This window comes from Cellulophaga sp. F20128 (genome assembly GCF_023015805.1).
Classification (GTDB): domain Bacteria; phylum Bacteroidota; class Bacteroidia; order Flavobacteriales; family Flavobacteriaceae; genus Cellulophaga.
Genome location: NZ_JALKBA010000003.1, coordinates 20,467 through 39,767, shown reverse-complemented (window position 1 = coordinate 39,767; position 19,301 = coordinate 20,467). Strand labels below are relative to the sequence as shown.

Sequence of the window (19,301 nt, the reverse complement as noted above, 5' to 3'; positions counted from 1 at the left end):
GGGAAGACAATCTAATTTAGGTTGTCTTCTTTTTTTTATAATGATTATCTTTAGCCAATATTTTTTTCATTTCAATGAATCTATCTTATGAAGACTAGCCTATACTATCTATTTGTTACCTTTTTTATTCTTTTAAGTGCATGTAAAACAGCAACTAAAAAAGAAGAAACACAAACAAGACCTAATATTGTTTTCATCATGTCTGATGATCACGCTTACCAGGCGATTAGCGCGTATAGTGATAAATTAATTCAAACGCCAAACATTGATCGTATCGCTAAAGAAGGAATGCTATTCACCAACGCAAGTGTCACCAATTCTATTTGCGCACCATCCAGGGCGGTTATACTAACTGGAAAACATTCCCATTTAAACGGCAAGGTTGATAACTCATTTCCTTTTGACACCACCAATGTAACTTTCCCTCAAATCTTACAAAAATCGGGCTACAACACAGCTATGTTTGGCAAACTGCATTTTGGAAACAACCCCAAGGGTTTTGATGAATTTAAAATTCTTCCGGGTCAAGGAAGTTACAACAACCCTAAATTTATCACCCAAAAAGGAGATACAACGATTACCGGTTATGTTACTGATATCATTACCGACTTAACATTGGATTGGATGCAAAAACGTAGAGATACAACGAAGCCTTTCCTTTTAATGTATTTACACAAAGCTCCCCATAGATCTTGGATTCCAGCTGAAAGACACTACAAAGAATTTACTGAAAAAATATATCCTTTGCCTGCTACCTTGTTTGATGATTATGCTACCAGAGGTGACGCTGCCAAAACAGCTGAAATGAATATTCTAAAACACATGTATTTAATATATGACAATAAGGTAAAGCCAGAAGTCGTAGAAGAACTAAATATTAAAGGGAAGCAATTAAGCTCTGCACTTACTAGAATGACTCCGGAGCAAAAAAAGGCTTGGGATGCCGTATATGACCCCATTAATGAAGATTTTAAAAAAAGATACCCAACCATGACCGACTCTACCCTTATGGTTTGGAAATATCAGCGATACCTACAAGATTATTTGGGAACTATTGCTGCGGTTGACGAAAATGTGGGGCGTTTATTGAACTATATGGACGATGCTGGTTTGGCTAAAAACACTGTGGTTGTTTATACGTCAGACCAAGGATTTTACCTAGGTGAACACGGTTGGTTCGACAAGCGTTTTATGTACAACGAATCGTTTAAAACACCCTTATTAATTAAGTGGCCTAATGTAATTACACCAAATACTACGGAAGACGAAATGGTACAGAATTTAGATTTTGCCCAGACTTTTCTTGAAATTGCCGGCCTTACCCCTCCGGATGATATGCAAGGTAAAAGCTTAATTCCCCTGTTAAAAGGAGATAAAGAAAAATGGGATAGAGATGCGGTGTACTACCACTACTATGAGTATCCTTCTGAACATACCGTTAAAAGACATTATGGTATTGCCACCAAAGAATATAAGTTGATTCATTTTTATTACGATGTAGATCAGTGGGAATTGTATGATCAGGAAAAGGATCCAAGCGAAATTAACAATGTGTACAACGACCCTGCCTATGCAGAAATTGTAACCGAATTGAAAACCAAACTTGAAGCCTTACGTGTAAAGTATAAAGATTCTGATGAATTGAACAATAAATACATTCAGATCTATAAAGATAAAGGGTTTATTAAAGAATAGCGGTGTTGGTTGGTAGTTGATAGTTGTTTGTTGACGGTTGACGGTTGACAGTTTACGGTTTACGGTTTAAAGTACCCAATTCTAGGCAACTAGTGGCAAAGTCATAACATTAAGATTATAAAGTTCCATAATTAAAGACTTGGTACTTTTTACCTTGGACTTTAGACCTAGTACATTTGGGTGTTAGGTGTTAGGTGTTAGGTAAATAAAACTAAATCTTAAAGCCACTTCAACAAATAAACAAAACCACAAGGCGAATAAAAAAGCGTTACGTGCCAAAATGCAAGCCCTTGAACTTTCGACTTAGTACTTTAAACCACTGCTTTTCATTTATAAAACTTTTTATGCTTAACAGCAAAGGCATCTTTTAATACGGCAATTAGAATAGCATCATCTATTTCCTCTAACGAAGTATAGCGTAATGATTTCATCATCTTCCGGCCTTCCGTAGTCATGTGTTCAAGGTGAATGGTTAAATGCGCCGCATTCCAAAAACCAAGATCTACATAATCTTTAGATTGATTTAAATAGCAACAGGGCCTCCCTCCTATATAATAAAAGGGAATTTTATACTTAAATTTTAAATCGGCTTCGGGCAAGGTTTTTTCTATAATATGCTGCAAATGCATTAAGATACCCCGATAATGCTCTGGCTGATTAAAAATATAGTCCTCTGCTGGATTCATATTTTAAAAATATAAATTTTATCCTCACTATTGCACAACTCAATAATTTTATTTTACTTTGTAGTTCAAAGTACTTTATATGGATTCTAAAAAATATTTAGACGACATTTCTGAAATCAAAAATATGATGCGCAAATCTTCAAGATTTATGTCGCTCAGTGGATTATCAGGAATATTAGCAGGTGTTTACGCTTTAATAGGTGCTTATTTAGCCCACAACATCATCTCTACAATTGGAAAGGAACCCAATGAAATACGACGGTTTTTTACAACACTCGGACAATTAGATTATTTATTAATTATCGCCTTGTCTGTTATGGCCTTGGCCCTTATTACAGGCACTATACTAACCTATTTTAAAGCCAAACGTAGCGGTGAAAAAATGTGGGACATTTCTAGCAAACGCTTGCTCTTAAATTTTGCACTACCCTTAGTAGTGGGTGGTTTATTCTGCCTGGTACTCATACAATACGAATACATAAAAATTGTTGCTCCAGCTACCTTAATTTTTTATGGCCTTGCTTGTGTTAACGCAAGTAAATATACGCTTGGTGGGGTACGCTATTTAGGCATTACCATAATTGCAATTGGTTTAATTTCTACACAATTTATTGGCTACGGCTTGTATTTTTGGGCGCTTGGGTTTGGGGTATGCCATATTATCTATGGATCATTGATGTATTTTAAACACGATCGCCACTAAATATGAGCATAATTAACAATATTAACAAAGCATTTGATCACCGCATTAGATTGGGCATTATGTCTATTTTAATGGTGAATGATTTTGCCGATTTTAATATGTTAAAAGAATTATTAGGAGCCACAGATGGCAATATAGCCAGCCATACTAAGGCCCTAGAGAAAGAAGACTATATCACTGTAGAAAAACAATTTATTGGAAGAAAACCAAATACCCGCTATATAGCCACCAAGTTAGGCAAGCAAGCTTTTAAAAAGCATATTGATGCCTTAGAAAAATTAATAGGAAAGTAATCCCTATTTTTTTAATTATTTACTTTGAATTTCAAAGTACTTTACAATATAAAAAATGAGAGCATTCATACTAGAAAAATTATACGAGTGGAGTAAAATCCCATATCAAAAGTTCATCAAAAAAAATGATGCATGGAACATTTCAATCGATTCCCTTTTGGCATATCCCAAAAACACCCTTGGGCATTGTTTAGGCAACTTCCTAAGGGAACATAGTTTTGAGCTACAGGAAAAATTAGAAAATCATGATGTATTTCATGTCCTAACCAATACAGGAACCACTGTCCCTGAAGAAATCAGCATGCAATTCTATTTACTGGGCAATAGCAAACGCAGTCCCTATCTATTTGCAGTGGTGTTCTTTGGGCTCCTGCTTTTTCCTGATTACCTAAAATTTTACAAGCAGGCCTATACAAAGGGTACAAAAGCTTTACAATTTCATCAGTTAAATTTTCATAAGATGCTTCATTTACCCCTACAAACCATAAAAACAACATTTTTAATCTCTTAAATAAAAATTATGAATACACACTTAAAATCGATCCTATTAGCTCTGGTATTTAGTCTCCTATTTTTTGCCAAAGATTTAGGGCTCAATCTTTTTATACTATCGCTACTAATTAGTTTTATCCTAGTGATGAATACCCTCAAGAATAAAATTCCTTGGCTATTCCTTAGTGCTTTTATTCTAAGTGGTTTGTTTGTTTTTATACATCCATCTTCCTTAACTAGTTTTGCCTATTTTGTAGCATTATTCATTTTGATTGGAAAAACAGCATCACAAAAAATTGCTACTCCTATTGCTGGCTTGGTAGGGTTAATAAGCATCACTAGTGCATCAATCGTAAATACAATACATTCAGAAAAATCAATCCCAAGAAAAAAGAACACTACTCTAATCTTATATGGAAAGGGCATTGTAATAGCGTTAGTTTTCGTATTTCTATTTACAACATTGTACAGCAAAGCCAATCCCATATTTAATGAACTACTCCATAAAATTAACCTAAGTTTTATAAGTATTAACTGGTTGCTTTTAACGGCACTTGGTTATTTTATTTTTCTTCATTTGTTGCGTCCATACCATTCCCATATCTTGATAGAAAAAGACCTAGAATTGGGTGATGATTTACCAAAACCTAAAACTACTTTTTCCGCTGTACTAATTAAAAAACTAGGAAATGAAGTTACCATAGCTAGTATTGTTCTTGGCGCCTTAAACCTTTTACTACTCGTGTTTTTAGTTACAGATATTATATATTTATCTAACCCTAATGTTACTAGTGAAAGCCAATATAGCCAATCTGTACACCAAGGTGTTTACGCCTTATTAGTGTCAATCATATGTGCCATTGCAGTTATACTCTATTATTTTAGAGGGAACCTAAATTTTATTATAAAAAATAAATCCTTAAAATCTTTGTCATTTTTATGGATTGCTTTAAACCTAGTTTTAACAACAACTACATTCTATAAAAATTACACCTATGTAAGTGAACTCGGATTTACCTACAAACGTATTGGTGTATTTATCTATTTACTACTTATTATAGGTGGCTTACTAACTGTTGGAATAAAAATAAGCAAGCAAAAAAACTTTTTGTTTTTACTACGATCAAATACAACCATTGCATTTGCAATACTCATATTCTCTAGCGCGATACCTTGGGATAGATTCATTACAACCTTCAACTTAGCGCACATTGAAAATCCAGATGTAAACTATTTAATGAGTCTAGATTCTAGTAACAGTACCTACTTGTTAAAGTATGCAACTAAAAATGCAAACAAGTTAACTCCTACAGAAAATGACCGAATCTTAAAAAGGACAAATCGCTATACAAATGACTTAAAAGCCAGAGTTTGGCAAGAATACACCATCAACAACTTTATTAAAAACAACTAATTATGATGTCACTTTTCACCTATAGCATAAATAAGTTCGCCGTGTATTTAGCTATTAGTTGTTTCTCTATTGGGACCCTACTATTTTTAATTCAAGTTTCTGTAGACTTTCCGGCGATTCTGGGTATAGGCTTTGCCTTTGTGCTTCTTGCTGTACTAACAAATAGCATTACGCTACTAGTTTTAGCAGTAAATACAGTTAAAAAGCATCAAGATTTTGACGAACATATTATAGCCATTGTGCTCCTCCTTGCTAACATTCCAATCTCAATTTTTTATTTAAATTCTCTAACATTATAAAGCAATGAAAATACTTCTGATTAAATATTTCAAAAACCATATACCCCTATTAGTATCCTTGCTTTTTGCACTACAAATTCTTATGATAAGAATACAGATAACTGGTTCGCTCTTTTTCACATTTTTAGTTTGGAATCTATTTTTGGCTGCACTCCCCTACTTTTTTTCTCAAATGTTAAAATACCTTATCGCGCACAAAACGAACAAAATAGTGCAATTTTTTACTTTTGGTTTATGGTTGTTATTCCTACCTAACAGTCCGTATATTATAACCGATTTAGTGCATTTACAGAATGAAAATGCCTCCTTAATTTGGTTAGACATGCTCATTGTATTTGTCTACGCCATCAATGGATTGCTATTGGGGTTATTCTCTATGATTGATATTTACCAAATATTGAAAGACAAATACGAGACTAAAAATGCGAACTTCTTTATGATCTACCTAAGCCTTTTGTGTGGTTACGGGGTTTATCTAGGTCGGTTTTTACGTTTTAATTCCTGGGACTTATTCACCAAACCTCTTGTAGTTGGCTACAATATAATACAGAGTCTCACCCACTATAATGTTTGGGCTATGACCTTTGCTTTTGGGGGTTTGGTATGGATTTTATTTTGGATTTTACAAACCAAAATAGTCAAACAAAACTAAAGGAGCAGCAACATATTTAATTTTATTCTTTGCCATCTACATAGTCTTGCAAATATGCAAATCTTGGGGTGAGCTTGCCATCTTTAGTCATTCTGGCACGCTCTAAGACACCGTCCTTATCCTGATTAAAAAATGCTGGGATTACGTACTTTAAAAAAGACTCACCAAAACCCACACTGGCATCCCTTGGCAGCTCACAAGGCAAATTATCTACTGCCATAACGGCAATAGCCTCATGGTTCTTAAAATCTGTTACAGATTCTGTTTTTGGGTCATACCCATACACAGGGTCTGCAATAGTAGAGGGTTTAATGGTACTTGCCACCGGGCCATCTATATCGCAACTAACGTCTGCCACGACTCGTATTTTAAAATCAGTTTGCTTGGCGTCCTCTCGGGTATACAAATAGGGAGCGCCATCACCATAAAAATGCCCAGCTATATAAAAATCAGATACTTGTGCAAAACGATAGAAGTTTGATTTGTACGCTCTAGGATTTGTAAAAAAATCTACTTTTGAGCCACGTACCCCATCCTTACGTTTGTTGTATTCAGAGGCGTCTATTTGGCAATACACGGCTTCCGTAAATTCTTTTTCTAAATAATCTTTTACGGTTACCTTTTTTAAACCCATACCATCTAGCATTTCTTTGGCTCCATTACCTACTCTACCTTTGCCTGTAAGTATAATTTTAATAGCAGGAAGTTTAATCTTCTTTAAGATCGTAATTAATGCTTGTTGATCTTTTAATTCCTCTGCTTTGGGCAATAAAAATGTGCCATACTTTAATCCGTAGGCCCTAAACCCATTATAGGCTCCAACAATACCAGCATACCTACCAAAAGCCACCAAGCGTGCACCTTTACTATTTACGATTACCTCATGATCAAAAAATTCAATGTTTTTTTCCAGAAGAGCTTGCAGTAATTTTCTGTTATACGGCTGTTTTTTTATGGTATGTGAAAAGAAAAAGTACTTTTTATTCGGAATAAGCGCTTTTATTGGGACTTCTTTTACACCAATAAGCACATCACAATCTTCCATTTTATCGGCTACTTGCAAGTTTTCTGCTATATATTCAGCATCTTTATAGACTCGAATGTTTGAAGGCTCTACCACTATTTCTGCTTCCAAAAATGCAGAAGTCACTGTTTTACAGGCTTCTGGAGATAAAACAACACGACGATCTGGTGGATTTTTACGTTCTTTAATGATTCCGAATTTCATATACTATGGTTTTCTAACTTTTTACTGCTACGGTGTTTCAAATGTAACTTTTGACAGCTATACTGCCAAAACTTTTTTTGGAATACTTTTTGAAGTACCTTTGCTGACCGCGTTAGGGATAGTAGCGGTATCTTTTTTGTTTTTTTATACAAAAAAATTTAGCGGATAGCCCGTTAAAACGCCCTGACAACGATCATTGAAATTTTGGGGCCGACTGGTTTTGACTGCGAGACTAATTGGAGTGTAAGCATGCCGAGCGCTGAGATACAGCTCGTAAATATCATATTTCACACTTTTAATAGGCGAAAATAATTACGCTCTTGCCGCTTAATCCGAATTATAGTAGGATAAGCCTCGTCCCTACCAGGTAGGGAAGCGAGATGTCCTGGAATAGCCTTTGTTGACGGCGATTCTAATTAGGGCACCAGAAATGTCAATATAGAAATTGTGAGGCTTTGGCATAATTTTAAAACTAAAAAAGCTAAGTGTGTATTGGGCGGTTTTTGGTCAGCTACACATCTAAAATTAATCAAAAACTAAGCACGTAGAAAGCATTGTAATTACTTGTTTGGACGAGGGTTCGAATCCCTCCGGCTCCACTTTTTGACTACCAAGTCAACACAAAAACCCTGTAACTCTATGATTTACAGGGTTTTTCGTTTTTATTGATATCATATGATAGCAAATAATAGCATATAAAAAGTCACCTAATCGACACCTATTTTAAAAATACAAAAGTGGTGTCGATTTCTCTGTAACTAATTGATATAATGTTAAATATAAAATTATGCTCGTTGATTTTTTATACCTTTATAAGGTATTAATCGACACCTATTTTATGAACACAACATTCTCTACTCTTTTTTACCTCAAGGACGAGCGAAAAGATAAAAACGGAAAAGCAGGCTTGTATCTAAGAATAACAGTGGATGGCAAGCGATCAACAATCAGTTTACATCGAAAAATAGATCCTGAAAAATGGGACTCCCGGATGAATAAATTGAAGGGGAAAGGAACAGAAGCTGAAGAATTAAGCACTCTTATGACAAATATTCTTCATAAGATAAATCGGATTCAAAATAAGCTTATTGATAAAGGCGACCCATTTACTTCGCAAGACATCAAAGACCTTTATCTCGGCAAAAAGGAAAAGCCCAAAATGCTTCTCGAAGTTTTTGACGAGCACAACAAGCAGATGGAGAAATTGATTGATATTGAATTTGCGCTTGGAACCTACAAAAGATATCACACGACCAGAAATCATATTTACAAGTATGTAAAAGAAACATATAGTAAAGAAGATATTCCTGTCCGGGATGTGAATCTAAGATTTATTCGTGGTTTTGAATATTTTTTAAAGGAGAAAAAAGCTTGCAATCATAATTCTACTTTAAAGTATGTGAATAATTTTAAGAAAATCATCCGCATTGCTGTGGGGAATGAATGGATTAGTAAAGACCCATTCTACAATTATAAAATAAAATTTAAAACGGTAGAACGGGAATTTCTCACACAAAAGGAACTAGACAAAATGATACGTAAAAGAATTCCTAGTGAACGGCTTTCAATCGTAAAAGATATGTTTGTATTCTGTTGTTATACGGGTCTCGCTTATATTGATATTCAGAAATTGAATGCTGATAATATTGTTACGGACATCGATGGCAATTTTTGCATCCAGGCAAAACGAACCAAAACCAAAACGCAATTAGTCATTCCCCTGCTCCCTCCTGCCGTTGCAATTTTGGAGCGCTATCAGGATCATCCAAAAGTTATAGATGGCGAATGTCTTATTCCTGTTTTAAGCAATCAAAAATCCAATGAATATTTAAAGGAGATTGCAGAACTCTGCGGTATCAAAAAGAATTTGACAACTCATTTAGCCCGTCATACGTTTGCAACCACAGTAACTTTATCAAATGGAGTTCCAATAGAAACAGTTGGAAAAATGTTGGGGCATAAAAATCTACGGACAACTCAACACTATGCGAAAATCATTGACCGAAAAGTGAATGATGATATGAAAATTCTACAAGAAAAAATGGCTTCTGACAAGAAAAAGAAAGGCAAAAAGAATCGTAAAAAATAGCACTAGCTTGTAAACATAAAATCTTATAGGTATCTACCTTATGCCACAACAATAGTATTATTAAATGACGTTCCAATTGAAACTGTTTTCAAGTTGCTTGGCCATACTAAATTGTCCACGACATAAAGTTACGCTAGAGTAATTAAAAAGAAAATTAGTAATAATATGATTCAATTAAAAACAAGACTTAAAAAGCACCTTGGAATAAACTGAAACAACATTTAGACAGCTAAAAATAATACAATAGAATACATCCCTATGTATAGCCAAAAACTCTTTTTAAATAGAGGTTAAAAATTTATAGTTTGGTTTTTAAAATCACTTTTCTATTTCCTTTCAATTCCTTCAGCTCCAGCAGCAGTTTTTCATTATCGCCCAATACAAATTTTGGAATCACATACACAAAGCGTTGGATTTCCCCATCTATTATAGAATAGGGCATTTTGTGTTTGTAAATTACCCCTTGTTGCAATCTTTGGTAGGAGGCATTTCTTTTTTTATTGCCGTTGGTTCTATATACGTTGAGATAGTCGATTTCAAAATCGATTCCTGACTTGTTTTTAACTTCAAAAACCAAATATACTTCAGAAGCATCATAGGTCATTTTTTGCAACTGTAATTTGATGCCCTTTTCACGTTTGGTTTCAATATTTTCATAGTTGGATTTTAATAAGAATTCGCTGAATTTTTGAAAATTTGTTATCCTATTTGCATATTCATTTACTGGTTTTGTAATGGGGCTGTCCTTTATTTCTTTAGGAAGTTCACTACCAATACTTTCATTTTTATTAATGAAAAAATTTAGCTTTGGAAGTATATTAGAATACTTTAGAATATAGGAATACACATTACCGTCAATGGTTACGGTCAATAGGTTGCTTTCCGTTCCTGGTTTTGCTTGTAGCAGTCCAAAATACTGTTCTTTCTCACGGTTGTAGGTAAATACAAAATTATCAGACCCAGTTATACCTTGCCGTATGGGTTCAGGGAAAAACAAAGCAACGTTTTTAGTATCGTTGGCATAAATGGTATCTAGTATTTTTGATGTTTGCGCTTTCGCAAAAACAGAAATCATAATAACATATAATAAAATGAATGTTCTCATAGCCTAGGTTTTAGAATTAGTCTGTAATTATTTAGTACGGTCACTTTTACATTACGGTTATTTCGTCTAAGTACTTTCGTAATTCCACCTACTTGCGGAACTGTGGGAATATTGATATCGCCTATAATGTCATCCAAAACTTCATTGGTCGCTTCAGCTCTAAAATTGTTCTCTACGTAAATACCTTCACTACCGTCCTGTAAATCGAAAGCCTTCAACTTGGTTGAATGGTGTATTATATTTTCAATCTCAATCAAGGCACGATTGGATTTAAAGCTTATAAATCCGAATACAAGGGTGTTTTTTGGCATTTCCTTATTGTTAATCATCGCAGCTTTGTTAAGTCGCATTCTCAATCGGGAATTTGCTTTGACTACTTGGGTGCCATCCACAACCACATAGATTGTTTCATCCGTATTCCCGATCTTTGAAAAATCGTTTGGCTTGGGAGAAGCAGCAAAAAATAGTTGATGTTCCAGACCTAGTTCTCTGCTTTGAATCTTCATTTCACTTTTGATTTCGGCAGTATCAATTGATTCGATAACTTTTGGGACAGCTTTATCTTTTGCGAAGTTTTGATATTTCTTTTTTGAATATTGAATCCTTCCAGCATCATAGATACTATCCACGATACGTTCTTTTTCACGTTCGGGCAAATCTGCATCAAAAAAGCCAAGGGAATCAATGAGTCTTTCATCGTAGATACTTGGGGCATTATTTTCCCGTACTTCCTTCAAATCGTTAATGGCATCCAATTTAGAATCATATTCTTCTTGATTTTCTTCCAAATCTGGAACTAAAGTTTGTTCAAGGTTTTCATTTTCACTTTCATCATCGCCCATTACCATCACGGAATATGAAATCAGGAATATGAAAATCACAACCAATACTGATGCAAATACTATTTTGTTCTTTTCTATCTTCATAATAGTGGTTTTTAATTGCCGATTATCGGCTCAATTTTTATCATTTAGTTTTTTTAAAGTGTTTTCGAAATAGCTTGTGATCAGAAGTCCGTGCGGATTGTTAGGAAAGTTTCGGTCAACCATAATAAGGTTACCGCTGGAAACTAATTCGTAAGTGTCAATTATAGAGCCTCTATTTATTTCAAATAGTGTAACCGTTTTGAAATTATAAGTCCCATTCTTTTCCACAATTTGGGATTTTATGCCCAATACCTTTTGTACCAAGGAATATTGCAGAAGGCGATTATACACACCATCCGCTTTCTTTTGGCGGTATAGATTATCTATTGAACTATTGCCCAACCAAAGTGCTTTTTCCAAGTTTCGTTCATAATTACTGGCATCGATGTTATAGAAGTAATTGTGGAACAATTCCAGATGTGCCAAAGCTTCGACCTTAAAATTCTCTTTTTGGGTAACGAGCTTCAAGGGAATAATACTACCATCTGTACTAATCGCAAAGGCACTATTTAGTGCCTTTTGATTGGTATTGAATACCATCCAAACAGAAAATGTGCTGGACAATATGGCACAAACAACGACTACCAAAACGATAAATCGATTTAATTTTAAGACGTTATAGATATTCTTATATGGTGTTTTCATAGGAATTTAATTAATGAGAAAAAAGTCTTAAGGTGAAAGAGGTGGCACGCCGATACAGCTTGAATTTCAGAAAAACGATAAAACCCACAGAACCTAGCTGCACCACGGGAGCGAAGAAACCTTGACCCACATCCGTACCAAAAAGACTGTTCCAAAAGTTGGTATTGATTTCCGTATAGAGTGCATTTACAAAAACATTGACCAGGAAAAATGCGGGTACCAACAGATATACCGCTGCATACAGCTTGAAAAAGGTATAGGCTAAGGATCGGAACTTTTCAAAGACTGCAAGGCTAATGACTAAAGGGAAGAATGCCTGCATAATACCCAAAAGGAAAAAACGCTCTGCCAAGAATAACGGATAGATAAACAAATCTAATATCCAGAGTATGGTACTTAGGATAAAAGCCAAAATCTTGAATCCGTATAGTGGCGTTACCAAAGCTTCATATAAGAGCGCCATGGCCGAACTTGCGGCATCAAAAAGACTTACATCTTCCTCTAATGGAATATCCTGCATTTGCAAAGGCAATAATGCCGGTGCCGTGCTGCGGTATTGTCCTTCAATGGCCACTAAAATCCCATCAAAAAATCCCAACACCTGCGTTGAAAATATAACGATAAGGACAATGGCAAAATTCTTAGCCAGTTCGGTCGGACTCAATCCCCAAGTATAGCCATCTTTGTCTGCAATGCCTTCGTTGTATTTTTTAAGAATATTAACCAAGAAAAATAAGACAGCGAGCGTTTTCATTCCGGCAATGGAATATTGCGAAAAGTCGCTTGCCTGTATGGTCTGGAATACCGTATCAATGTATTCCAATCCTATCCCTAAAATGATAGTCGCATTCATTTTAATATTCTGTTTCGCGGTTATTGACTTTATCCTGCATTTTTCTGAAGGAAATAATATCACGATATCGTTTCGTTTTCGTAATGAAGTTGGAAACCATTTGCTTGGATTCCAATTCTTTTGCTTTCAAGATTTCGGCACGTTCGGCATCGCTCATCTTTAGATTATCACTAGTTAAAATTTGCTCTATAAAATCCATTGTGTCCAAAGAATTCTCAACAATTGATGTAAACGATTCTGATACTCTGGCAACTTCATCTGGTTTAATATAAGGGCTCCTAAGAATGTCTCTCAGATCATCTTGCATAACCTCAATAAGACGTTGGTTATTTCTACCGATTTCCCGAACAGCTTTTAACTGCTGTACTACACTTGATACTTTTTCAATACTTTCTTTTGCTTCTTTTAAGAACTTTACAGACTTAATCATTTGAGCTGTTTGTTTTCCCGATTCTACCAATTGTTTTACCAAGCTTACAAAATTGGTATTGTCATACGTTGGAAATCCTTGGGAGGTTGCACGGGCAGGTAGTAAAAAGATAACTGCCAATGCGATAAGTAAGATTATAGATTTCATAATATTATAGTTTAGATGTGAATTCTAGTATTGCTTTTTCCATATTTTGAGTGCTTTCATAAATAGCCATAATAGCCTCATTTTCTTGTCCGTCAGTTAGATATGCAGCATACACTTCCTTAGGTACTTCGAGCCTAAAAATGTTGCTTTCCTTCCCGATTTTGATAAACATTTCGGTGTACTTACGTGGACCAGAAAGATTGTTTTTAATAGATTTTAGTTGGTTTAAATCGTGACTGGATAAATTGAGTCTTTTAACCAGTTCGTCATAGCCTTTCTCGTTATTCAGACTATAAATGACCTGTGTGTTTTCAAGGATACTTGCCGAGGTGGAATTGTTGGGCAACTGGTTTATTGATTGCAGGATAATGCCAATCGCACCGTTTTGTTTACGTATCGCCTGATAGTAGAACTCTACACTTTCTAATACATTTTCGAACTTTAGTTGCTTGGCAAATTCATCAAATAAGATGATTCCTTTTTCAGCACGGTTTTTCCAAATGGTTCTTTGAATAGCCGATTTAATAAGCTTCAACATTACAGATAGGATTTCCTTATTGTCTTTTACTTCATCGAGTTCAAAAACAATCAAGCGTTTGTCTTCAATTTTATAGGTTTGATCTTCACTTACTTCAAACAGAAAACTATATAGACCATTGCCGACATATTCGGACATTACGTGCAAGAAGCTGGTAACATTAAAGTAGTCGGGATGGATTTTAAGGGAACTCAGAAGATCTTTTTGCTTTCTTTCTATAAAGTTGTAAAAACCTTCAAGGGAATGATTTTCAGATGTACTATCATAATAATGCCGTATTATTTTTTTTATTGAAACTGATTGTGCTTTTGTCGCTTTTAAATCTGAAGCAAACAACTCAAATAGAAATACAGATAAATCTTCAAGACGCTCTGGTGTTAAGTCATTTTGATGGCTGATGTAAAAAGGGTTGATGCCTAAATTCTTACCACTTTCATAGCGAAGCACTGTGTATTTCTCTGGATAGAGTTTGGCAAATTTGGTATAAGAACCACCTAAATCTATAATAACCAAGCGCACGCCACTTTCAAAATATTGACGTAGTATATTATTTGCAAGGAAAGATTTTCCTTCACCAGTTGGTGCAAAAATGGCGAAATTACGTGCCTTAATCCGCTTCTTTTTCTCGTCCCAAACATCCTTTAAAACAGGGATATTATGCTCACGGTCATTAAAAATAATACCCGTATTGTCTGACTTATAATTGGTGTTATTTATAAACAGGCAAAGTGCGTGCTTTAAATCTGTAACGTATAAATCATTGTTTGAGAAATTAGACGAGAAACAGCAATAACTGTTTAGAATATAGTTTTTACGTTCTTCTCCTCTTGGGTAATAAGGAATGATGTCGAGTTCCTTAAATTCGGTTTTAATTTTTGAAGTTATTTTATCTAACTCTTTGGTTTCCTTAGTCCAATACACAATGTTTAGATGACCACGAATAAGACGTGCATTATCATCAGCATTTATCTGGTCTAAAATGTGTTGAATTTTACCATGTATCACTTTGTTTTGCGAGCCAAAATTGGAACTTTTGTTCAGCTCTTCAATTTTCTTGTCTAAGAGCTTGCGCCATTTTTGCTTATCATCTAAATAAATAATTTGATTAACAATGTGGTTTTCATTTAGCGTAAGCCCTATGCCATCAATAAACCCTTGATGAAATACAAAATCATCCGAAGTGAATTTCTCATTAGTTTTGCTACTCTGTACACTCTCGCCAAAGCACAGTTCGCTATTGATGGCTAGGGCATCAAAATGGTTTTCGCCAATATTGACGCTTTTTTTATCTAATATAATGTCGGTATCAAAACCTTCGTTAAAGCCATTGAAATAAGCATCACTGATGCTCTTTATTATTTCTGGGTTCAGTGGTGTCAGTTTAACTTTACGACTGTTATTGATGAAGGAAACTGTATCATTTACCGAACCGATAAAGGTTTTAATATTGTCATCCATTTCCTGTACAATACCTTTGGAAACCTTACGGAAGGGATTGACATATTTCGCATTGTTGAGTGGCTTATTCTTAGTAAGGATGAAGAATAAATAGCATTTATGTTCAATATGCTCACGTCCTTTAAAATGTTCGTTTGTAGCTTTTTCCAAAAAGGTTGAATTAGGAAGCTTATCTGAAGCATAGGTTTTTTTAAGGTAGATATCCTGTTTGTGAACCACAGTTCCAACAGGTAAAGATTTTAATGCCTGAAACCAAGCAACGTGCATATCTTCAAAGTCCTTTTCAGATAAGGAATATATTTCTGGAAGATTTCCTTCATAACACAAGATCACATTACCATTATTGGCAAATACAATATTGTCTTGAATATCTATTATGGGTTTATATGCTGACAGATTAATCTTGTTCATAATCGAAGCCTGAATTTCTTTTGTTACTTATTATTTTAGGAAAAGCCTTTGCCAACTGAAATAGTTGTGGGTTATTGGAAATTCGAGTTAAAGCCACATATAGCGCAGCATTAAAAATGAAAATGCCAATAATAATCACAAAGCTGAATGAGAAAATTATAACCATCAATGATGCAAGTATGGACATCATCATTAAGGCAAACAAGGATATGGGCAATCCAAAAATGACTGCCCGTTTCCTGATGTTTTTATAGACCTCAAACTTCTTCATAATTCCATTTATTGTTTACCAAATGTCGCTTAGCGACTTAGACTACGATTCCGATGAGATAAGTAAATATGCCTACTACTGCACCTGCAATCAAAACGAATACTAGAACCCTGGTAATTCCTTTTTTAAGATCTGCATTTTCTCCAAAGAAGTGTCCCGCATTAAATAGAAATCCTACTAGGAAAATTACACCAAGGATAATCGGGAAAATTGTTCTGATTGTGTTCGAAACATCATCAACTGAATCTTCGATGCCACCAATTTGTGCAAAAAGTGAGGTTGAGAGTAACGAAATAAAAACTGCTAAATAATTTGATTTAGTCATAATTGAAAAGTTTTAATTTTAATGAATTATTGCTCCCATAAATTTACATATATTTGTTTATAAATAACTGATTTTCAACTATTTGTGAAAATAATATTATTTGATATTAATTGAAATTAATTACTATTATTTAACATCAAATACTATTAAGTTTTGATGCTAGTTTGTTGATAACCAAAAAAATGAAGATGAAAAATGTACTCAAAAACGTCAGCTTAGCCATTTTACTTTTAAATATGTGTTTGGTTTTTGGGCAAGAAATAAGTGCTCAAAAACGAATCCTAATTGATGTTGGACACGGTGGAAAAGATGGTGGTGCAATTGGTATAAATAAAATCCAAGAAAAGGACATCATAATGGATATTGCGAACGCCATTTTGAAACTAAATAAAGAATTAGAAAAACCTTTAGATATTTATTTAACCCGATATAAGGACACGCTTATTTCGCTATCGGATAGAACTAAGCTGGCTAAGGTTATAAAAGCAGATGTGTTTATTTCTTTGCATTGCAATCATTCAGATAATCCAAATGCGAGAGGGGTTGAAGTATATGTGGCCAATACTTTATCACAATATTCAAAAGAGGCCGCTTGGTTGGCTTTTGAGTTTCATACTTCTTTCAAAAGGCAGTTGGGTTTTGAAAGTAGAGGTGTGAAGTTCGCTAATTTTCAGGTATTACGAGAAACTATAGATTTCTTTCCCTCTGTGTTATTGGAATTGGGGTTTTTGAGCAACACTGATGAAAGTAAATATTACCAAAATTCCGAAAATTTTGTAGTTATGGCAAAGGTATTTTTGGAATGTTTAAATAAAAATTTCAAATATTATGGAAGAGCTTGGAATTAAGGTAATTAAACTAATAAAAGAAATATTGATTATCACTTGGAAGGCAGCACTGTTTGTATTTAGAAACCTAAAATATTGATTTTTAAGCGCTTAGAAAAATATAGCTCGTCAAAGTGCCGTTGTAATAGAGGATCGGTCACAATGTAATCGCTACTTTCACATATTTTTTTGAAATTTGATGGATTGTTTAGATACATAGCACACACATCCAATTCATCCCTTGAAAATAATCTTTCATTCAATAACTCTCGATATTCTAAAAATTCTACAAATCTTCTGGTGGGGTTATTAAATTCTAAATTTAATGTTTTAAGAAATATTTCTAAATCATCTATGCTTATTGACCAAGGATAAAGGTCTTCTTCAATAGGTTTTTTCAGAAGAAGGCCTAAATCGGATTGAATAGTTCCAAATCTTTCAGATGTTACTACAATACTGAATACATCGTTGATATAAGAAGTATCAAGGTCTTGCACCAAATTATTACTCTTAATTGAAATATTCGGACAATTGAGAATTAGTTGCTCTACTTGATAACACTGTTCATATCCTTTTTGAATACAATCGTTAAAATCTGATTTTATCCTTTGAAAAGCTTGGTTTGAATCCCTTCGAGGCTCTCTATTTCGAGAGGATTTACACTCGATTACAAAAGCATTTCCATCAGCAATTATGAGTAAATCTTTTTCTTCTGGATTTTCGTTGACATAGTAATTGCTGAATACTGTTAGGTGCTTCGATTTTTTAAAGGACCTTTCAAATATTTCTCTGGTATGTCTTTCCAATATAACTTTTCCACGTCTTAAGTTTAATTGTTCCGTTTCTTTTGCTGATGCTGTAAGTGTAGCGTACAATAGATTATATAGGGCAGTAGGCAATTGTTTTTGAAACACATTGAGATATTCAAAATCATTAATTTTTATGATTGGGTTGGCGTCTAACGGATTGGGTTGTGAATAGAATAAGTTATTATAGTCACCATCTATTGGTATAGAAAAAAGGTTACAAAATATATCTACATCATTTTTCTCAAACACTTCGTAATAATTTTCTTTTGTAAATAAAAGACAGCTATGTGGACGCTCATTAAAATCTAAAAAATCATTCTGAATATCTTCTGGCAAATGAAAAAACTCATTTGAAAATTTCTTATTGAGTTTTGTGCCTACTAAGGATTTTTTAGCAAATTTTGAAAATTCCTTTTTGGATAAAAAGGATTTACTCCTTATGGATTTCTTGATATAATCATCTTCTGAATATTGACAGATATCAATCAAGGATCTCAATTCAATTCCTAATCTTTCCTTTATTTTATCTTGATACGGATGAAATAATCGAATGACTTTATTTAATTCCTGTTCCCTGTAATTTAAAACACCATTTTGGAAGTAGTCCTTGAATGCCATTTCGTGGATAAATCTTTTATGTCTTTCATTTTTAATTTCATCGAAGTCTTTGGAATAAATATCTCCAAGATAAAAGTCCACCATCTGTAAAAGGATGTCAGCTACCTTTTTAAGATTTTTATCAACCTCTTCAGAATAAAGCAAGACTTCTTCTCCATCTATTGGCGAGGATAGCCTTAACATTATTAAATAAATGGAATCCTTTAGCTTGGATTTGAGTTTATTTGAAAAACCCAATTGACTTCTTTCTGGATTATGCCTAATGAAGTCTGCAAAAAAACACACGAAGCTTTCCTTTGAGTATATTGAAATGATATCCTGAATTTCAAGGGATTTTTTGTGTATATCTAATGTTTCCAATCTATAGGTTGAGTAATTGCAGGAAGG

General features: G+C 34.2%; 20 protein-coding genes and 1 other RNA gene. 10 read left to right on the top strand and 11 right to left on the bottom strand.

Annotation, left to right across the window (positions count from 1 at the left end; genetic code table 11):
- Positions 1–87 precede the first annotated feature (87 nt).
- Complete coding sequence (locus MWU65_RS04270) at positions 88–1,695, top strand: sulfatase (protein ID WP_247075940.1); 1,608 nt, start codon at positions 88–90, stop codon at positions 1,693–1,695.
- 326 nt (positions 1,696–2,021) lie between these two features.
- Here MWU65_RS04270 and MWU65_RS04265 read toward each other — a convergent pair whose 3' ends face one another.
- Entirely contained in the window at positions 2,022–2,381 is a 360-nt protein-coding gene (locus tag MWU65_RS04265) for a DUF1801 domain-containing protein (protein ID WP_247075939.1), read from the bottom strand.
- 79 nt (positions 2,382–2,460) lie between these two features.
- Here MWU65_RS04265 and MWU65_RS04260 point away from each other — a divergent pair, with 79 nt between their 5' ends.
- Genes MWU65_RS04260 through MWU65_RS04235 form a run of 6 tightly spaced genes read left to right on the top strand, consistent with a single transcriptional unit; the run spans position 2,461 to position 6,234 of the window.
- Complete coding sequence (locus tag MWU65_RS04260) at positions 2,461–3,084, top strand: hypothetical protein (RefSeq protein WP_247075938.1); 624 nt, start codon at positions 2,461–2,463, stop codon at positions 3,082–3,084.
- A gap of 2 nt (positions 3,085–3,086) precedes the next feature.
- Positions 3,087–3,377 (top strand): transcriptional regulator, encoded by a 291-nt coding sequence (locus tag MWU65_RS04255; RefSeq protein WP_247075937.1) that lies wholly within the window; start codon positions 3,087–3,089, stop codon positions 3,375–3,377.
- A gap of 55 nt (positions 3,378–3,432) precedes the next feature.
- Positions 3,433–3,888: a ubiquinone biosynthesis protein COQ4 gene (locus MWU65_RS04250; RefSeq protein ID WP_247075936.1), complete on the top strand. Its 456-nt coding sequence runs from the start codon at positions 3,433–3,435 to the stop codon at positions 3,886–3,888.
- 9 nt (positions 3,889–3,897) lie between these two features.
- Entirely contained in the window at positions 3,898–5,283 is a 1,386-nt protein-coding gene (locus MWU65_RS04245; protein ID WP_247075935.1) for a DUF4173 domain-containing protein, read from the top strand.
- A gap of 2 nt (positions 5,284–5,285) precedes the next feature.
- Positions 5,286–5,582: a hypothetical protein gene (locus MWU65_RS04240; RefSeq protein WP_247075934.1), complete on the top strand. Its 297-nt coding sequence runs from the start codon at positions 5,286–5,288 to the stop codon at positions 5,580–5,582.
- A 4-nt stretch (positions 5,583–5,586) separates the two neighbouring features.
- Positions 5,587–6,234, top strand: a complete 648-nt coding sequence (locus MWU65_RS04235) for a DUF1361 domain-containing protein (protein WP_348646018.1) — start codon at positions 5,587–5,589, stop codon at positions 6,232–6,234.
- A gap of 22 nt (positions 6,235–6,256) precedes the next feature.
- Here MWU65_RS04235 and MWU65_RS04230 read toward each other — a convergent pair whose 3' ends face one another.
- Positions 6,257–7,462 carry an NAD(P)-dependent oxidoreductase gene (locus MWU65_RS04230; RefSeq protein WP_247075933.1) on the bottom strand — a complete coding sequence of 402 codons (1,206 nt, stop codon included), beginning with the start codon at positions 7,460–7,462 and terminating at the stop codon, positions 6,257–6,259.
- A gap of 206 nt (positions 7,463–7,668) precedes the next feature.
- Between MWU65_RS04230 and ssrA the strand changes: the two genes are divergently transcribed.
- Together ssrA and MWU65_RS04220 are read left to right on the top strand one after the other, a co-directional pair.
- Positions 7,669–8,064: a transfer-messenger RNA gene (gene ssrA, locus MWU65_RS04225) on the top strand.
- Between the two features lie 236 nt (positions 8,065–8,300).
- Complete coding sequence (locus MWU65_RS04220) at positions 8,301–9,551, top strand: site-specific integrase (protein ID WP_247075932.1); 1,251 nt, start codon at positions 8,301–8,303, stop codon at positions 9,549–9,551.
- Positions 9,552–9,849: 298 nt separating this feature from the next.
- Here the strand turns inward: MWU65_RS04220 and MWU65_RS04215 are convergent, their stop codons facing one another.
- Genes MWU65_RS04215 through MWU65_RS04180 form a run of 8 tightly spaced genes read right to left on the bottom strand, consistent with a single transcriptional unit; the run spans position 9,850 to position 16,660 of the window.
- Positions 9,850–10,656, bottom strand: a complete 807-nt coding sequence (locus tag MWU65_RS04215; RefSeq protein WP_247075931.1) for a DUF4138 domain-containing protein — start codon at positions 10,654–10,656, stop codon at positions 9,850–9,852.
- Positions 10,653–11,582 (bottom strand): conjugative transposon protein TraM, encoded by a 930-nt coding sequence (traM, locus tag MWU65_RS04210; RefSeq protein ID WP_247075930.1) that lies wholly within the window; start codon positions 11,580–11,582, stop codon positions 10,653–10,655. Before traM ends, MWU65_RS04215 begins: the two co-directional genes overlap by 4 nt.
- Positions 11,583–11,612: 30 nt before the next feature.
- Positions 11,613–12,227 (bottom strand): conjugal transfer protein TraK, encoded by a 615-nt coding sequence (locus tag MWU65_RS04205; protein ID WP_247075929.1) that lies wholly within the window; start codon positions 12,225–12,227, stop codon positions 11,613–11,615.
- A 10-nt stretch (positions 12,228–12,237) separates the two neighbouring features.
- Positions 12,238–13,080: a hypothetical protein gene (locus MWU65_RS04200; protein ID WP_247075928.1), complete on the bottom strand. Its 843-nt coding sequence runs from the start codon at positions 13,078–13,080 to the stop codon at positions 12,238–12,240.
- A 1-nt stretch (position 13,081) separates the two neighbouring features.
- Positions 13,082–13,657 carry a conjugal transfer protein gene (locus MWU65_RS04195; protein WP_247075927.1) on the bottom strand — a complete coding sequence of 192 codons (576 nt, stop codon included), beginning with the start codon at positions 13,655–13,657 and terminating at the stop codon, positions 13,082–13,084.
- A 4-nt stretch (positions 13,658–13,661) separates the two neighbouring features.
- Positions 13,662–16,064, bottom strand: coding sequence for a TraG family conjugative transposon ATPase (locus MWU65_RS04190; RefSeq protein WP_247075926.1), 2,403 nt, complete (start codon positions 16,062–16,064; stop codon positions 13,662–13,664).
- Entirely contained in the window at positions 16,051–16,335 is a 285-nt protein-coding gene (locus MWU65_RS04185; protein ID WP_247075925.1) for a hypothetical protein, read from the bottom strand. Before MWU65_RS04185 ends, MWU65_RS04190 begins: the two co-directional genes overlap by 14 nt.
- Positions 16,336–16,372: 37 nt before the next feature.
- On the bottom strand, positions 16,373–16,660 hold the full coding sequence (locus MWU65_RS04180; RefSeq protein WP_247075924.1) for a hypothetical protein: 288 nt from the start codon (positions 16,658–16,660) through the stop codon (positions 16,373–16,375).
- Positions 16,661–16,848: 188 nt separating this feature from the next.
- Between MWU65_RS04180 and MWU65_RS04175 the strand changes: the two genes are divergently transcribed.
- Complete coding sequence (locus MWU65_RS04175) at positions 16,849–17,508, top strand: N-acetylmuramoyl-L-alanine amidase (protein WP_247075923.1); 660 nt, start codon at positions 16,849–16,851, stop codon at positions 17,506–17,508.
- A 59-nt stretch (positions 17,509–17,567) separates the two neighbouring features.
- On the opposite strand, the gene MWU65_RS04170 is transcribed toward MWU65_RS04175, so the two are convergent.
- On the bottom strand, positions 17,568–19,274 hold the full coding sequence (locus MWU65_RS04170; protein WP_247075922.1) for an NERD domain-containing protein: 1,707 nt from the start codon (positions 19,272–19,274) through the stop codon (positions 17,568–17,570).
- Positions 19,275–19,301: the final 27 nt, after the last annotated feature.

Bases quoted from the DNA above. Each gene is read 5' to 3' on its own strand.
- MWU65_RS04270 (WP_247075940.1), top strand. From the start codon at position 88: ATGAAGACTAGCCTATACTATCTATTTGTTACCTTTTTTATTCTTTTA.
- MWU65_RS04265 (WP_247075939.1), bottom strand. From the start codon at position 2,381: ATGAATCCAGCAGAGGACTATATTTTTAATCAGCCAGAGCATTATCGG.
- MWU65_RS04260 (WP_247075938.1), top strand. From the start codon at position 2,461: ATGGATTCTAAAAAATATTTAGACGACATTTCTGAAATCAAAAATATG.
- MWU65_RS04255 (WP_247075937.1), top strand. From the start codon at position 3,087: ATGAGCATAATTAACAATATTAACAAAGCATTTGATCACCGCATTAGA.
- MWU65_RS04250 (WP_247075936.1), top strand. From the start codon at position 3,433: ATGAGAGCATTCATACTAGAAAAATTATACGAGTGGAGTAAAATCCCA.
- MWU65_RS04245 (WP_247075935.1), top strand. From the start codon at position 3,898: ATGAATACACACTTAAAATCGATCCTATTAGCTCTGGTATTTAGTCTC.
- MWU65_RS04240 (WP_247075934.1), top strand. From the start codon at position 5,286: ATGATGTCACTTTTCACCTATAGCATAAATAAGTTCGCCGTGTATTTA.
- MWU65_RS04235 (WP_348646018.1), top strand. From the start codon at position 5,587: ATGAAAATACTTCTGATTAAATATTTCAAAAACCATATACCCCTATTA.
- MWU65_RS04230 (WP_247075933.1), bottom strand. From the start codon at position 7,462: ATGAAATTCGGAATCATTAAAGAACGTAAAAATCCACCAGATCGTCGT.
- MWU65_RS04220 (WP_247075932.1), top strand. From the start codon at position 8,301: ATGAACACAACATTCTCTACTCTTTTTTACCTCAAGGACGAGCGAAAA.
- MWU65_RS04215 (WP_247075931.1), bottom strand. From the start codon at position 10,656: ATGAGAACATTCATTTTATTATATGTTATTATGATTTCTGTTTTTGCG.
- traM (WP_247075930.1), bottom strand. From the start codon at position 11,582: ATGAAGATAGAAAAGAACAAAATAGTATTTGCATCAGTATTGGTTGTG.
- MWU65_RS04205 (WP_247075929.1), bottom strand. From the start codon at position 12,227: ATGAAAACACCATATAAGAATATCTATAACGTCTTAAAATTAAATCGA.
- MWU65_RS04200 (WP_247075928.1), bottom strand. From the start codon at position 13,080: ATGAATGCGACTATCATTTTAGGGATAGGATTGGAATACATTGATACG.
- MWU65_RS04195 (WP_247075927.1), bottom strand. From the start codon at position 13,657: ATGAAATCTATAATCTTACTTATCGCATTGGCAGTTATCTTTTTACTA.
- MWU65_RS04190 (WP_247075926.1), bottom strand. From the start codon at position 16,064: ATGAACAAGATTAATCTGTCAGCATATAAACCCATAATAGATATTCAA.
- MWU65_RS04185 (WP_247075925.1), bottom strand. From the start codon at position 16,335: ATGAAGAAGTTTGAGGTCTATAAAAACATCAGGAAACGGGCAGTCATT.
- MWU65_RS04180 (WP_247075924.1), bottom strand. From the start codon at position 16,660: ATGACTAAATCAAATTATTTAGCAGTTTTTATTTCGTTACTCTCAACC.
- MWU65_RS04175 (WP_247075923.1), top strand. From the start codon at position 16,849: ATGAAAAATGTACTCAAAAACGTCAGCTTAGCCATTTTACTTTTAAAT.